Source organism: Bradyrhizobium sp. JHI2711 (assembly GCF_056156565.1).
In genome coordinates this window covers 360706-375795 of record NZ_JBPZPT010000005.1, presented here as the reverse complement: position 1 = coordinate 375795, position 15090 = coordinate 360706, and the positions used below count along the sequence as shown (strand labels likewise).

Sequence of the window (15090 nt, the reverse complement as noted above, 5' to 3'; positions counted from 1 at the left end):
TGTCTCCTGCAATCTCGTCCGGCAATTCTCTGCTAGCGGTTGACGTTCAATCCCGCCAGCATTTCCTTCACCGCGGCCATTGCCGCCGCGAGCTTCTCGGGATCGCGCGAGCGCACCACCAGATTGGTGTTGGGCTTCTGCTCCTCGTCCATGAAGGGATAGCTGCCGATGATGGTGTCGGGATGGGCGGCAGCGATCGCCCGCAGCGGTCCGCCGATATCGCCCTCGCGCGCATTGGCCCGGACCGAGTCCGACAGCATGCGCACGCCCGACTTCAGTTTGGGCGAGACGATGTCCATCATCGCCTGCATGATCGAGGGCACGCCGGCCATGACGATGACGTTGCCGATCTTGAAGCCGGGGGCGAGGATGGTCGCGCTCTGGATCAGCTCGGCGCCGTCGGGGATGCGGGCCATGCGCAGCCGGGCCTCGTTGAGGTCCTGCTCGCTCCAGCGCTCGCGGAAGCGGGCGACCACTTCCGGATGATGATCGATGCCAACGCCGAACGCCTTGGCGACGGCATCAGCGGTGATGTCGTCATGGGTCGGCCCGATGCCGCCCGTGGTGAAGACGTAGGTGTAGCGATGCCGCAATGCATCCAGTGCAGCGATGATATCCGGCTCGTCGTCGGAGACGATGCGGACCTCCTTCAGGTCGATGCCGATATTGGTCAGGTATTCGGCGATGAAGCCGATATTCTTGTCCTTGGTCCGGCCGGACAGGATTTCGTCTCCGATGACCAGAATGCCCGCCGTGACGATCTCGCTCATGCCTTAAGTCCCTCACCTGTGACGCCGACTTTGCCGAGGTAACGCGTTGAAGTCACGCGGTTTTGCTTCTGAAATAAGCAGTCTTCAGCCATTTTTTCAGGCACGCCGCCGGCCGTCGCCGGCAAATGCCCCCTCTCCATGCTTATCGCGCTGGCCCGGCCCTTGCTACCACATGAAAGTCATGCACTGTTGACGCATGGCCACAGGACGTTGCGGTCTCATCAAGGCCGACGCGACCTGGCGCATGGCGCAACGCCTGGGGAGACAAGTCGGGATCTATGGCAGTCGCGTTTGACGAAATGAACATTCCCGGCGGGGACCTCCGCCCCGCCTATCAGGAGCTGGCGCGCTGGCTCAAGGAGACGCCTCCCGAGGCGCTCGAATATCGCCGCCAGGAAGCTGAGCTGCTGTTTCGCCGGATCGGCATCACCTTCGCGGTCTACGGCGATTCCGAGTCCACCGAGCGCCTGATCCCCTTCGACGTGATTCCGCGGATCATGTCCGGCAAGGAATGGGCGCGGCTGGAGAAGGGCCTGAAGCAACGCGTGCGCGCGCTCAACATGTTCCTGCGCGACATCTATCACGGCCGCGACATCCTCCGCGCCGACATCGTGCCCGACGATCTGATCTTCCAGAACCCGGTGTTCCGGCCCGAGATGAACGGCCAGCAGGTGCCGCACGACGTCTACGTGCACATCGCCGGCATCGACATCGTCCGGGTCGACGCCGAGGACTTCATCGTGCTGGAGGACAACGCCCGCACGCCGTCGGGCGTGTCCTACATGCTGGAAAACCGCGAGATCATGATGCGGCTGTTTCCGGATCTGTTCGCCCGCCACCGGGTGGCGCCGGTCGAGCGCTATCCGGACGAGCTGCTCGCAGCGCTCCGCTCGGTCGCGCCGCAAAGCGCCTCCGGCGAGCCGACAGTCGCCCTGCTCACCCCGGGCGTCTACAATTCGGCCTATTACGAGCACTCCTTCCTCGCTGACAAGCTCGGCATCGAGCTGGTCGAAGGCCGCGACCTCATCGTCAAGAACAACGAAGTGTTCATGCGGACGACGGAAGGGCTGAAGCGGGTCGACGTGATCTATCGGCGCGTCGACGACGACTTCCTCGATCCCCTCACCTTCCGTCCCGATTCGGTGCTCGGCGTGCCCGGACTGATGTCGGCCTACGCGGCCGGCAACATCACGCTCGCCAACGCCGTCGGCACCGGCATCGCCGACGACAAGGCGATCTACTCCTACATGCCCGACATCGTGAAATTCTATCTCGGCGAGGAGCCGATCCTGAAGAACGTGCCGACCTGGCGCTGCCGCGAGCCAAAGGACCTCGCTTATGTGCTGGACAATCTAAGCGAGCTCGTCGTCAAGGAAGTGCACGGCTCCGGCGGCTACGGCATGCTGATCGGCCCCGCCGCGACCAAAGCGACGATCGAAGCGTTCCGCGACAAGCTCAAGCGCGAGCCGGAAGGTTTCATTGCCCAGCCGACGCTGGCGCTTTCGACCTGCCCGACCTGCACGGCGTCCGGCCTCGCTCCACGTCACGTCGATCTTCGCCCCTTCGTGCTCACGGGCAGCAAGAGCACGACCATCGTGCCGGGCGGGCTCACCCGCGTCGCGCTCAAGGAAGGCTCCCTGGTGGTGAACTCGAGCCAGGGCGGCGGCACCAAGGACACCTGGATTCTGGACGAGTAGAGAGATGCTGTCGCGTACCGCCGAAAACCTCTACTGGCTCGCCCGCTACGTCGAACGGGCCGAATATCTCGCGCGCACCATCGATGCGACGCTGCGCGTCACCGCGCTTCCCGCCGCCTATATCGGCAAGACCAATGAATGGGATTCGGCGCTGCTCACCGCCGGGGTCGCCGCGAGCTTCTATCAGGCCTATGAGGAAGCCAACGAGCACAACGTCGTCGAGTATCTCTCGTTCTCCCAGAACAACCCGTCCTCGATCCGAAACTGTATCGAAGCGGCGCGGCTGAACTCGCGCTCGGTGCGCACGGCCCTCACCAGCGAGATGTGGGACACCATCAACTCGGCCTGGATCGAGCTTCAGGCGGTGTGGAGCAAGGGCACCTCGACGCGCGAGGACCTCGCAAAATTCCTGCGCTTCGTGCAGGAGACCTCGCTGCGCTTCGACGGCTCGGCCTATCGGACCATGCTGCGCAACGACGCCTATTGGTTCTCGCGCATGGGCGTGCACCTGGAGCGCGCCGACAACACCGCGCGCATCCTCGACGTGAAGTATCACGTGCTGCTGCCCGAGGAGGAGCATGTCGGCGGGCCTCTCGACTTCTACCAGTGGAGCTCGATCCTGCGCTCGGTCTCGGCGCTGACGGCCTATCACTGGGTCTATCGCGAGACGCTGAAGCCCTGGCTGATCGCGGACCTCCTGATCCTCAACGACACGCTGCCGCGCTCGCTCGCCAGCTGCTACGGCAACCTCGTGCGCAACCTCGACCAGATCGGCGTCGCCTATGGCCGCCAGGGCCCGGCCCAGCGCCACGCCCGCGGCATCCGCAACCGGCTGGAACACAGCAACATGAACGACATTTTCCAGCATGGCGTGCATGAATTCATTCAGGAATTCATCGCGGACAATTCCAGGCTGGGCGAAATCATCACGAAGCAGTATTTGATCTAATGTCGCTCGACTGACGACAGGGGATATTGTCATGGCCGGGCAAAAGCGCGAAGCGCGTCTTCGCGCTAGATGTCCCGGCCATCCACGTTCTTGCTTTTGCGCGACGAGGAAGAACGTGGATGCCCGGGACAAGCCCGGGCATGACGAGCTTCTTTGCGACGGCAGTCACGCCTTACAACAAACGACACGGTCCACCATGCGCCTGCGAATCCAGCACACCACGACCTATCGCTACGAGCCGCCGGCCACCAGCGTGATCCAGATCCTGCGCATGACGCCGGGCAGCCATGACGGGCAATACGTCGCGGAATGGCAGATCGACGTCTCCACCGACACCAAGCTCGACATGCATGAGGACGCGTTCGGCAACGTCACCCACGTGCTGTCCTGCGGGCCCGTCGGCGACATCCAGATCATTGCCGAAGGGCTGATCGAGACTCACGACACCGGCGGCGTGCTGCGCGGCAGCGACGAGCGTTTTCCCCCCGGCATGTTCCTGCGCGTCACCGACCTCACCTCGGTCAATCCGGCGATGACGGCGGTCGCGCGCCAGTTGCGCAGCGAGGCCGAGAGCGACACGCTGGGCTTCCTGCACACGCTGATGACGCAGGTGGCCGATCACATGACGTTCGACGAGGACCCCACCAACAGCGGCACGTCCGCAGCGGAGGCGTTCACGCTCAAGCGCGGGGTCTGCCAGGACTACGCGCACATCTTCATCGCCTGCGCCCGCGCCGGCGGCGTGCCGGCGCGCTTCGTCTCCGGACATTTCCTGCGTGCGGACGACACGGTGCACCAGGACGCCGGCCATGCCTGGGCAGAGGCCTACGTGCCCGATCTCGGCTGGGTCGGCTTCGATCCCGCCAACAGCATCTGCGCCACCGACGCGCATGTCCGCCTCGCGATCGGGCTTGACTATCTCGGCGCGGCCCCGGTGCGCGGCACGCGCTACGGCGGCGGCACGGAAACGCTGACGGTGGCGGTGAAGGTCGAACAGGCCGGCCGCGGCGGGCAGTCGCAATCGCAATCCCAGCGGCAGAGCTAGGAGCCGCCAGCCGAACACATTCGGCGTGCTACAATCGCGGGATCGGATCAGACCCGCGAGGTAGCCATGGCGACTGTGAAACTACTTTCGGATGATGAACTCTCGGCCGAAGCGCGCGCCGTTTTCGACGATATCCGCAAGGTGCGGAAATCGGACTTCGTCAACAATTTCTGGCGCGCGCTGGCGCATGATCCGAAGACGCTGCGGCGGACCTGGGAGAGCATCAAGGAGGTGATGGCTCCCGGCGCGCTCGATCCCAAGGTCAAGGAAATGCTCTACGTCGCGGTGTCGATCGCACACGGCTGCAGCTATTGCATCCACTCCCACACGGCCGCCGCACGGGCGAGGGGCATGACCGAGGCCGAATATGGCGAGCTGCTCGCCATCGTCGGCATGGCCGCGGAGACCAACCGGCTGGTCACCGCGCTCGGCGTGCCGGTTGATGAGGCGTTTCTGGTCGACGCAGCTGACTAGCTTGCCGTCTCACACCGTCATTCCGTAGCGCGAACCCGGAATCCATCTGGTCGCAGAGTTGGTGGATGGATTCCGGGCTCGCGACTTCGTCGCGCCCCGGAATGACGGGCTTAATCGGGGGTTGGAGTGGCCCTTGAAATTGGCTAGTAATTCCGCGCAAACGCGTTCGGGGACTGGAAATGACCTATTGCTGCGGAATCCTGGTTCGGGACGGTCTGGTGATGATCGCCGATACCCGCACCAATGCCGGCCTCGACAATGTCTCAACCTTCCGCAAGCTGCACATCTTCTCCAAGCCCGGCGAGCGCATCATGGCGATCGCCAGTGCCGGCAACCTCGCCATCAGCCAGTCGGTGCTGTCGACGCTGACCGAGGGCCTCGAAGATCCCAATACGGGCGAGATCGAGACGCTGATGAACGCGCCGACCATGTTCCAGGCCGCCCAGCGCATCGGCCGGGCGATCCGGGCGGTGCATGCCACCGAAGGGCCGGCGCTGAAATCCGAGGACGTGTCCTTCGACGTCTCCTTTCTGTTCGGCGGCCAGATCAAGGGCGCGCGGATGCGCCTGTTCATGGTCTACACCGCCGGCAATTTCATCGAGTGCACCACCGACACGCCGTACCTGCAGATCGGCGAGCACAAATACGGCAAGCCGGTGCTCGACCGTGCCATGCATTACGACGTCGAGCTCTACGAGGCGCTGAAGACGGGCCTGATCTCGATGGATTCGACGATGCGCTCAAACCTCGGCGTCGGGCTGCCGATCGACGTGCTGGTGGTGCGCAACGATGCCTGCGAGGCCGATCTCAACCATCGCATCGAGGCAGGCGAGCCCTATTTCCACGACCTGCGCTCGCGCTGGTCGGCGGCCTTGCGCGCGGCGCATCAGAACATTCCGCGCCCGCCCTACAAGAACGACAAAGAACCCAAAACCTGACAGCAGAAGAGAAAAGGCAGGAAACGATGAGTGAAGCGAAAAAGATCGCATTGGTGACGGGCGCCGGCACCGGCGTCGGCCGCGCGGCGTCGCTGGCGCTGATGAACACCGGCTTCACCGTGGTGCTCACAGGCCGCCGGCTCGACATGCTCGAGGAGACGGCAAAGCTCGGTCCCGCGGGAAAAAGCCTCTGCGTCACCGCCGACATGACCAAGCCGGACTCCATCGCCGCGCTGTTCGACAAGGTGAAGGCGACCTACGGCCGGCTCGACGTGCTCTTCAACAATGCCGGCATGGGCGCGCCGGCCGTCAACTTCGAGGATCTCAGCCTCGAGCAATGGCAGGCCGTGGTGAACACCAACCTCACCGGCCCGTTCCTGTGCACCCAGCACGCCTTCCGCATCATGAAGGATCAGACCCCGCGCGGCGGCCGCATCATCAACAACGGCTCGATCTCGGCGCACGCGCCGCGGCCATTCTCGGCGGCCTACACCTCGACCAAGCACGCCATCACCGGCCTCACCAAGGCCAGCAATCTCGACGGCCGCATGTACGACATCGCCGTCGGCCAGGTCGACATCGGCAATGCCGCAACCCCGATGACCGACCGCATGGTCAACGGCCCCGGCGTGCTGCAGCCCGACGGCACCACCAAGCACGAGCCGCGCATGGACGCGAAAGCAGTCGGCGATGCCGTGGCCTACATGGCCAGCCTGCCGCTCGATGCCAACGTGCTGACCATGACGGTGATGGCGACCAAGATGCCGTTCGTCGGGCGGGGCTGAACAAAAAGCGCGAAAACAACCCCATGCACAGTAGGCGTCAAGAGGCGCCTGCTGCTGCCGGGCTGCGGGCGTGACGCGAGTTAAGTCCCCACGCCATCTCAACAATCGTCATTGCGAGCGCAGCGAAGCAATCCAGGCTGCCGCCGCGGTGAGATTCTGGATTGCTTCGTCGCATCAGCGCAAAATTGCTACGCAATTTTGTCGCGGGCTCCTCGCAATGACGTTGAGAGAGCGGAGCGCCTACTCCAGGCTCTCCACCTTGCGCAGGGCTGGAAACAGCTTCATCCAGAGCAGCGCCACTGCGACGGTGGCGACGCCGCCGAGCACAGCGGCGGGCATGGCGCCGAGCAGCGCGGCTGCCACTCCACTCTCGAACTGGCCGAGCTGGTTCGAGGCGTTGATGAACAGGAAGTTCACCGCGCCGACCCGGCCGCGCATCTCGTCGGGTGTCGACAGCTGCACCAGCGAGAAGCGGATCACGACGCTGATCGTATCGGCCGCCCCCAAAACGGCGAGCGACAGCACCGACAGCCACATCCAGGACGACAGCGCGAACACGATGGTCGCGAGGCCGAACACGATCACGGCCTGGAACATGCGAAGGCCCACATGCCGGGAGATCGCGTGGCGCGCCAGCACCATGGTCATCAGCAAGGCACCGACCGCAGGCGCGGCGCGCAGCACGCCTAACCCGACCGGGCCGGTCTGGAGGATGTCGCGGGCATAGATCGGCAGCAGCGCCGTGACGCCGCCGAACAGCACGGCGAACAAATCGAGCGAGATGGTCCCGAGGATCGCCGGGTTGCTGCGAATGAAGCGGACGCCGGCGAAGATGTTGTCGGAGTCCATCCCCTCCCTCGCGATCGCCTGCGGGCGCGGCCGGACGAAGCCGGTCAAGATCATCCCCAAGACCCAGAACAGGACCATCACGGCATAGGCAAGATGCGGGGCGACCGCATAGGCGATGCCGCCGAGCGCGGGGCCCGTGATGGTCGCGACCTGCGCCGCCCCGCTGGAGACGGCAGTGGCGCGCTGGAGCGAGCCCTGCGGCGCGATCAGCGGCAGCAGCGCCGCGGTGGTCGGGCTCTCGAACGCGCCGGCGATCCCGAGCAGGAAGGTCGCGATGAAGATCTGCACCTCGCTGACCGCGCCGAGATAGGTGATGGCCCCGAGATAGAGCGCGGTCGCGGCCTCCACCAGCTGGCAAAGCTGCACGACGCGCTTGCGTTCGTAGCGATCGGCGGCGTGGCCGGCGACGAACACCAGAAGCGCGGTGGGCAGGAACTGGACTAGGCCAACCATGCCGAGGTCGAACGCCGAGCCGGTGAGATCGTAGATCTGCCAACCGATCGCGACCGCCGCGATCTGGCTGGAGAAGCGCGACAGGCTGCGCGAGAGCAGGAAGAACAGGAAAGCGGGATGGCGGAGGAGCTCACCGGCGGTGACCGGTCGATGTCCGGATATTGGCTGCTCTGGCATCGCCTCTTCGGTCACGCTCGGACCGCTCTTTCCCTCGATATCGAAGGCCTCCCGCGTGGCCGAGGTGGCCCCGCTTGTCAACACTGGTCGTTCCCGGCTGCTCCCGGCATTGCCTTTGCAGCGCAGGCACGGCCATAATCATCGAGGGTTTGGGACATCATGCTGCGCCTGCAATCTGCACTCGGCATTTTCGCATTGCTGCTGATCGCCTTCGCGCTGGCGGAAAATCGTCGCGCGGTGTCGCTGCGCCAGGCGGCGATCGGCCTTGCCGCGACCTTCGTCACCGCCCTCGTGCTGCTGAAGCTGCCGGTCGTCGCCCATGCCTTCGGCGCCATCAACGAGGCGGTCGGCGCGATCTCGGCGGCCTCGCGGGCCGGCTCCGCCTTCGTGTTCGGCTATATCGGCGGCGGACCCCTGCCCTTCGACCTGAAGGCGCCAGGCGCGGACTTCATCCTGGCGTTCCAGGCACTGCCGATCGTGCTGGTCATGAGCGTGCTCACGACGCTGCTGTTCTATTGGCGCGTGCTGCCGCCGATCGTCCGCGGCATGGCCTGGCTCTTGGAGCGCACGCTCGGCGTCGGTGGCGCCGTCGGGCTCTCGACCGCTGCCAACATCTTCCTCGGCATGGTCGAGGCGCCGCTGTTCGTGCGGCCGTATCTGGCACAGATGACGCGCAGCGAATTGTTCCTGGTCATGACCGGCGGCATGGCCGGCATCGCCGGCACCGTGCTGGTGCTCTATGCGACTCTGCTGGCGCCGCTCATTCCCGACGCCGCCGCGCATTTCGTCATCGCCTCGGTGCTCGGCGCGCCGGCGGCGATCCTGGTCAGCCTGATCATGGTCCCTGAAACCTCCGACAAGCGCACCGGCGGCACGCTGGAAGATCCGCAAATGGAGGTCGCCAGCACGATGGACGCGATCGTGAAAGGCACCAGCGCGGGCATCGAGCTGCTGATCAACATCGTCGCGATGCTGCTGGTGCTGGTGGCGCTGGTCTATCTCGTCAACGCCATCCTCGGCCTGCTCCCGCACGTCGGCGGCGCCGCGATCTCGCTGCAGCGGCTGCTCGCCCTCGTCATGGCGCCGGTGTGCTGGCTGATGGGGCTGCCGTGGGATCAAGCGATCACCGCCGGCAGCCTGATGGGCACCAAGACCGTGCTGAACGAATTGATCGCCTATGTCGACTTCTCGAAGCTGCCGCCCGATACGCTCGATCCGCGCTCGCGCCTGATCATGCTCTATGCGATGTGCGGCTTCGCCAATTTCGCCAGCCTCGGCATCATGATCGGCGGCTTAGGGGTGATGGCACCGGAGCGGCGCGAGGAGATCAACGCGCTGGGGCTGAAGTCGATCGTGTCGGGGACGCTCACGACGTGCCTGATGGGAGCGGTGGTGGGGGTGTTGGCGTAGGCTCTCTTTCCACGCGTCATTGCGAGCGAAGCGAAGCAATCCAGACATGCGTCCGCGGAGACAGTCTGGATTGCTTCGTCGCAAGAGCTCCTCGCAATGACGGCGGCGAGAATCTTTGCCTCAACCGCACAATTTCGACTTCTGCAGGATGCGACGCACCTCAGGCACCTTGGAACGGCACGGCTCGGCCGCCATGGCCTTTGCCTCGCTGGTTCGCCCCTGCACCCACAGCAACACCGCTATCAAGCCCTGCGCCCCGGAGCGCACCGGCCCACCCGCCACGTCCGAAGCTGCGAGCGACATGGCGGTTTGCGCTTCCCTCTCGGCGGCATTGATATCCGCTTGTTCCAGGAAGAAGACAGCACGGTAGACGTGAGCCCGCGCGTCTTTCGGGTAGCGGCTAACGAGATCGAGCGACCGGCTGGCCATCTCGTCGCCCTTCATCGGCACTTCCGAGGCGCGGATATAGTGCGCGGCATCGGCCATGTAGGCCGAATAATGCGCGGCGGCGAAGCCGGCGCAGATGAGAGATCCGATGGATCCTGCCAGCAAGGTCATGCTCGCGCTCCGCGGCAGGCTGTCATAGGACCAGAAGGCGAGCCACGGCGTGACGGCGAGCGCGGCGCCGGCCACCGCACCGCCTGCGTGGGCGTAATAGTTGACGTTGCCGGAAGCGCCAAAGGCCATTGGCAGCAGTGCGGGAACACCGAAGAACAGCGACGTCTTCAGCCTCGATATGGTCTGATCGGCGTCCGCTTCGGGATCGAAGCTCGCCACGAACAGCGCGGCGATCAGCCCGGTGATGGCGCCGGACGCACCGACGCCGACCGTGCCGGGACCGTTGCCCAGCAGCGAGCCGGCCTCTCCGGCCAATGCACTGGCAACGAAGATCAAAGCAAACCAGCCGCGGCCGATCAGCGACTCCAGCCTGACGCCGACGATGAACAGCGCCACGCAGTTGCTCACGAGGTGCCACCCGCTGCCATGCAGAAGCGGCGCAAGGCCGATTCGCCACCACTCTCCCCTCCCGACGACGAGATCGTAGCCGGACGCCCCCTGAGCGATCAGCGAGCGGACATCGAGATCGCCGTCCCGCGCGATGTCGATGGCGAGACTACGCTGCATAACGAAGATCAGGAGCAGACCGAAGATCAGGCCGATGGTGAGGAAGGGGATGTCGGCCAGAAGCTTGTTGTCGGCAAAAAGCGTCTCCTCGCTGGAAGAGGGCTTCTCTATGGCGATCGGCGCGGCGGCGGCTTGAAACGATGCTCTTGGAGCTGGCGCTACGATGCCGCGTCGGCCAAAAGTGTTGGTCGCCATGAAAGCATTTCCCGCGTTGACACAGCCTTGAGTTGACGCGAGAGGTATTTTCGACTGGTTAGCACCAGGCTTGCGGGGCGGCCGAAATCATCCCGATTGCTGACCGCCCGGTTTCTCGGATCGACCGCATTTTAGCGATCGAGAGTTGCGCTTACGCCTTCAGCTCCACCGTCTTGAACTCAGCGGGGAGGATCACCTCCAGCAGCTCCACGTCGTCCGAATAGTCCAGGATCATGTGTCTGATCTTCGGCGGCTGGGTCCAGGCGCTGCCTTGCTGCATCAAGGTCTCGCCCTGCCCGTCCATATAGGTCTTCACCCAGCCCTTGAGCACGTAGACCATCTGGAATTCGACGTCGTGATAGTGGAGCTTGGACACCTCGGCCGGGTTGCAGGGACCTTGCAGGCGGATCACATGCGCCTGCGCGAGGCCATGGGTCGCCTCGCCGATGCCGAGATCGCGATACTTCGCGTAGGCGCGCAGGCCGTCGGCCTTGAAGTCTTCCTCGCGGTGATGGCTGACGGCGATGCGCTGCTTCGGACGTGCGGGCTTTTTCGCAGCGGCAGTGCGCGCCTTCGCCTTCACGGCCTTGCGTGCCGAGGATCGCGCCGCCGCCTTGGCGCCACTCCGCTTCTTCACCGCGGTCTTCAATGCGGGCCTCGATGCCTTTTGCTTGGCCATTGTCTGCCTCCCTGTTTCTGAGCCGCCGTCGCGCGGTATGGCTTGAAGGTCAGCTTATCCAGTCGTGGGCGAGGCAGCAATCGCAGAGCTGGTCGTGTTGAGTAGTGCCGCATCCGCGCTGTCACCCTCCCCCTCCAGGACCCTCGCCTGGAGGGTAAGAGGCTGAGGCCAATCACGCGATCACCGTATCGGATCGTAGCTTGCCCCAAGCTGGCGCGTCGGGCTGGGGGCGTCTCGTCTTCGTTCTCGCGCTGAACTAGTCTCGCCCGGGACATCCGGGGGAATTGATTCATGGGCAGCAATGTCGGTCAGCGTGCATTTCAAAATGCCCGGCTTCAGAAGCGGCAAAAGGCCGACGTGCTGCCCTTGCTCGGGCAAGCGCTCGAGTTGCACAAGAAGGGACGCTTGCCCGGGGCCAAGGCTGCCTATCGCCAGCTCCTGCAGATCGCGCCCAATCAATTCATCGCGCTGCATATGCTCGGCGCGTTGGAGTCCGATGCTGGGAATTATCAGCAGGCCGAGAGCCTGCTGAGCCGGGCGGTTGTCGTCGATCCGCGATCGGCCGAAGCCCATATGAGCCTGGGCGTCGCGCTGAACGGGCTGAAACGTCACAATGATGCCCGCGAGAGCTATCGCAAGGCACTCGCCTTGCGGCCCAACTACGCCCTCGCTCTCTCCAATCTCGGGAACGCGAGCGCGGCCCTGGATCGCTACCTGGAAGCGCTCGACAGCTACGATCGGGCGCTCGCCGTCGACGCAAACCTCGCCGAAGCCCACAACGGCCGCGGCTCCACGCTCTGCCGTCTGCGCAACTACGACAAGGCTCTTGCAAGCCTGAACCGCGCGCTCGCGATCAAGCCCGACTATGCGGCGGCGCTGGCGAACCGCGCCGTGGCACTCCGGGAGCTGCAGCGATTCGACGAGGCCATGGCGGATTGCAACCGGGCAATCGCCCTCGCCCCTGACGACGTGAACGGATGGCTTTGGCGCGCCAATGTCTTGCTTCAGACCCGGCAGGTGGCCCAGGCACTATCCGATTGCGAGAAGGCCCTCGCGATCGCGCCCGATTCCGATCAGGCTCATCTGGTGCTGGGCCTTTGTCTTGCCGGACTAGGCCGGGTAGACGAAGCCCTCGCCAGTTTCGACAGAGCCCTCGATATCAGGCCCGATCTCGAGAGCGCGATCTCGAGCAAGATCTTCACGCTCGATTTTGTGCCGGACGCCAGCGTCGAGCGGCATCAGCAGGCGCGACGCGTATGGTGGGAGCGGATCGGCGCGAAAATCGCTTCAGAAGCGGCGGCACCGCATGACAACGGCCGCGATCCGGATCGCCGCCTGGTGCTTGGCTACGTCTCGTCGGACTTCAACGCGCATTCGGCTGCGTTCATCTTCAAGCCCGTCCTGCAACACCATGACCGCGCCCAGTTCGAGATCGTGTGCTACTCGTGCTCGGCGAAAGTGGACGCGACGACACGCGAATTTCAAGGCATCGCCGATCGCTGGCGTGACGCCTCGCAATGGAGCGACGATCGCCTCGCCGCCCAGATTCGCGACGATCGCATCGATATCCTGATCGATCTGTCCGGCCATACCAAAGGAAACCGCCTCGGCGTATTTGCGCGCAAGCCGGCACCGATCCAGGCGCACGGCTGGGGCCATGGCACCGGCACCGGGTTGCCGACAATCGATTATCTGTTCTCGGATCCGGTCGGGATTCCGCACGACGTTCGGCATCTGTTTGCAGAGACGGTGGTCGACCTGCCGTGCTTCGTGACGCTGGCGCCGCTGCCGGCCGGGATTGCGCAGGGCAAGACGCCGGCACTCTCGAACGGCTTCGTCACCTTCGGTGTCTTCAACCGCATCAGCAAGATCTCGGACGAGGCCGCGGCAGTCTGGTCCAGTATCCTCGAACGGGTGCCGGGCTCGCGCCTCCTGATCAAGGATGTTGCGCTCGACGATCAACTCGTCCGCGACAAGCTGCTGGCGCGATTTGCGGCTTGCCGATTGCCGGCCGAACGCGTCGATCTGCTCGGGGCCACGTTGCGGGACGAGCATCTGGCATCGTTCAATCGCATCGATATTGCTCTCGATCCGTTCCCGCAGAACGGCGGCGTCAGCACATGGGAAGCCCTGCAGATGGGCGTGCCCGTGGTGGCGAAGCTCGGCAACAGCCTGCCCGGCCGCGCCGCCGGCGCCATCCTCACCGCGCTTGGCCTGCCGGACTGGGTCGCCGACAGCGAGGAGGCCTATGTCGAGATCGCGGCCAGTCGCGCGGCCGAGACCGGCGAGCTCGACAAATTGCGCCGCGAACTGCCCGCAACGATCAACGCCACGGCCGCGGCCAACCCCATCTCATATGCACGAGCGGTGGACGCGGCCTATCGCTCGATGTGGACGCGTTATTGCAGCGGCGGCGTCTGATTGCGTGATCTCGTAGGGTGGATTAGCCGAAGGCGTAATCCACCGTTTCTGTTTCGGCACGCGGAGAGAAGCGAGGTGGATTACGCCAGCGGCAGCGCGTCGCGCCGCCGCAGGCTAATCCACCCTACGCGGCCTCAATGCAGGCGGAACACGCCGTCAACGGCGCGGAGCTCGGCCGGCTTGATCAGCTTGGAATGCGCCACCGTCACCGAATGGAGGGGACCGTCGAGCTTCTCCTGCCAGAACGCCAGGAAATCGGTCAGCGCGGGGAATTTCGGAAACATGTCGTAGTTCTGCCAGACATAGGTCTGGAGCAGCGAGGGATGATCCGGCATCCGATAGAGAATTTGTGCCGTCGTCAGCCCGTAGCCCAGCATCTGTTTCCGGAATTCCTCGGAAACGCCCCCAACGCGCAGGCCCATGCCAAACCTCCTTTGCAGGAGCGCATTCGGCGAGTGGCTTGGTCCGTGCCCCGGGGAGCCACCCGGAAACGATGCGCTCACATGAGAGAAATGTGACGCAAACTGACAACTCATCTCAAGCCCAAAAGTTTAACAAGCTGTTGAAATTCAATGCTTTAGCAGCAGAGACGACTCCGTGCTAATACGGTCACGGCTGCCCGGTTAACGATGGCGAGGGGTTTCTGGCAGTCCGCGCTTTCGGCTGCTAATTTTTCTGCTACAAACCCTTGCTCCCGCAAAATTCCTGTCCTATTTCAGGCTCGCCCGTGCTAGCACTCACGGGCAACGACTGCTAACAATCTCCAAATCCTCAACACGTGCAATTGCTTAGGAGGACTGCATGAAATTCCGTCCGCTTCACGACCGCGTCGTGGTCAAGCGCATCGACGCAGAAGAGAAGACCGCTGGCGGCATCATCATTCCCGACACTGCCAAGGAAAAGCCCTCCCAGGGCGAAGTCGTCGCCGTTGGTCCCGGTGGCCGCGACGAAGCTGGCAAGCTGATCCCGATCGACCTGAAGGTCGGCGACCGCGTGCTGTTCGGCAAGTGGTCCGGCACCGAGGTCAAGATCGACGGCCAGGACCTGCTGATCATGAAGGAGAGCGACGTGATGGGCGTTCTCGAAGTCAGCGAGTCCAAGAAGAAGGCGGCTTAAGAGCCCC

15 protein-coding genes are annotated in these 15090 nt (G+C 64.2%); 10 read left to right on the top strand and 5 right to left on the bottom strand.

All coding sequences use genetic code 11. The annotated features are described in order from the left end of the window. Positions 1-32: 32 nt before the first annotated feature. On the bottom strand, positions 33-770 hold the full coding sequence (locus ACTEK7_RS32470; RefSeq protein WP_036046217.1) for a competence/damage-inducible protein A: 738 nt from the start codon (positions 768-770) through the stop codon (positions 33-35). Between the two features lie 278 nt (positions 771-1048). Here ACTEK7_RS32470 and ACTEK7_RS32465 point away from each other — a divergent pair, with 278 nt between their 5' ends. From ACTEK7_RS32465 to ACTEK7_RS32440, 6 genes are all read left to right on the top strand, one after another. Continuing rightward, positions 1049-2467 (top strand): circularly permuted type 2 ATP-grasp protein, encoded by a 1419-nt coding sequence (locus ACTEK7_RS32465; protein WP_036029797.1) that lies wholly within the window; start codon positions 1049-1051, stop codon positions 2465-2467. A gap of 4 nt (positions 2468-2471) precedes the next feature. Next, entirely contained in the window at positions 2472-3416 is a 945-nt protein-coding gene (locus ACTEK7_RS32460; RefSeq protein ID WP_036015356.1) for an alpha-E domain-containing protein, read from the top strand. 196 nt (positions 3417-3612) lie between these two features. Then, complete coding sequence (locus ACTEK7_RS32455) at positions 3613-4461, top strand: transglutaminase family protein (protein WP_036029799.1); 849 nt, start codon at positions 3613-3615, stop codon at positions 4459-4461. 66 nt (positions 4462-4527) lie between these two features. Continuing rightward, positions 4528-4935 carry a carboxymuconolactone decarboxylase family protein gene (locus tag ACTEK7_RS32450; RefSeq protein ID WP_036029802.1) on the top strand — a complete coding sequence of 136 codons (408 nt, stop codon included), beginning with the start codon at positions 4528-4530 and terminating at the stop codon, positions 4933-4935. A gap of 179 nt (positions 4936-5114) precedes the next feature. Then, a complete protein-coding gene (locus tag ACTEK7_RS32445; protein WP_036015360.1) occupies positions 5115-5873 on the top strand; it encodes a proteasome-type protease in 759 nt (252 codons plus the stop codon). Between the two features lie 26 nt (positions 5874-5899). Further along, on the top strand, positions 5900-6658 hold the full coding sequence (locus ACTEK7_RS32440) for an SDR family oxidoreductase (protein WP_036029803.1): 759 nt from the start codon (positions 5900-5902) through the stop codon (positions 6656-6658). Between the two features lie 240 nt (positions 6659-6898). Here ACTEK7_RS32440 and ACTEK7_RS32435 read toward each other — a convergent pair whose 3' ends face one another. Then, entirely contained in the window at positions 6899-8137 is a 1239-nt protein-coding gene (locus tag ACTEK7_RS32435) for an MFS transporter (RefSeq protein ID WP_225147604.1), read from the bottom strand. Positions 8138-8296: 159 nt separating this feature from the next. Here ACTEK7_RS32435 and ACTEK7_RS32430 point away from each other — a divergent pair, with 159 nt between their 5' ends. After that, positions 8297-9547, top strand: coding sequence for a NupC/NupG family nucleoside CNT transporter (locus ACTEK7_RS32430; protein ID WP_036015385.1), 1251 nt, complete (start codon positions 8297-8299; stop codon positions 9545-9547). 120 nt (positions 9548-9667) lie between these two features. Here ACTEK7_RS32430 and ACTEK7_RS32425 read toward each other — a convergent pair whose 3' ends face one another. Continuing rightward, complete coding sequence (locus tag ACTEK7_RS32425) at positions 9668-10513, bottom strand: rhomboid family intramembrane serine protease (protein ID WP_346347576.1); 846 nt, start codon at positions 10511-10513, stop codon at positions 9668-9670. Between the two features lie 18 nt (positions 10514-10531). On the opposite strand from ACTEK7_RS32425, the gene ACTEK7_RS32420 reads away from it, so the two are divergent. Beyond that, positions 10532-10903, top strand: coding sequence for a hypothetical protein (locus tag ACTEK7_RS32420; RefSeq protein ID WP_225147608.1), 372 nt, complete (start codon positions 10532-10534; stop codon positions 10901-10903). A 115-nt stretch (positions 10904-11018) separates the two neighbouring features. Here ACTEK7_RS32420 and ACTEK7_RS32415 read toward each other — a convergent pair whose 3' ends face one another. Continuing rightward, positions 11019-11546: a cupin domain-containing protein gene (locus ACTEK7_RS32415; protein ID WP_036029806.1), complete on the bottom strand. Its 528-nt coding sequence runs from the start codon at positions 11544-11546 to the stop codon at positions 11019-11021. A gap of 291 nt (positions 11547-11837) precedes the next feature. On the opposite strand from ACTEK7_RS32415, the gene ACTEK7_RS32410 reads away from it, so the two are divergent. Further along, positions 11838-13967 (top strand): O-linked N-acetylglucosamine transferase, SPINDLY family protein, encoded by a 2130-nt coding sequence (locus ACTEK7_RS32410; protein WP_225147527.1) that lies wholly within the window; start codon positions 11838-11840, stop codon positions 13965-13967. Between the two features lie 134 nt (positions 13968-14101). Here ACTEK7_RS32410 and ACTEK7_RS32405 read toward each other — a convergent pair whose 3' ends face one another. Further along, complete coding sequence (locus ACTEK7_RS32405; protein ID WP_036015394.1) at positions 14102-14389, bottom strand: usg protein; 288 nt, start codon at positions 14387-14389, stop codon at positions 14102-14104. 379 nt (positions 14390-14768) lie between these two features. Between ACTEK7_RS32405 and ACTEK7_RS32400 the strand changes: the two genes are divergently transcribed. Beyond that, positions 14769-15083, top strand: a complete 315-nt coding sequence (locus ACTEK7_RS32400) for a co-chaperone GroES (RefSeq protein ID WP_025037205.1) — start codon at positions 14769-14771, stop codon at positions 15081-15083. The last annotated feature ends 7 nt before the right edge of the window (positions 15084-15090 follow it).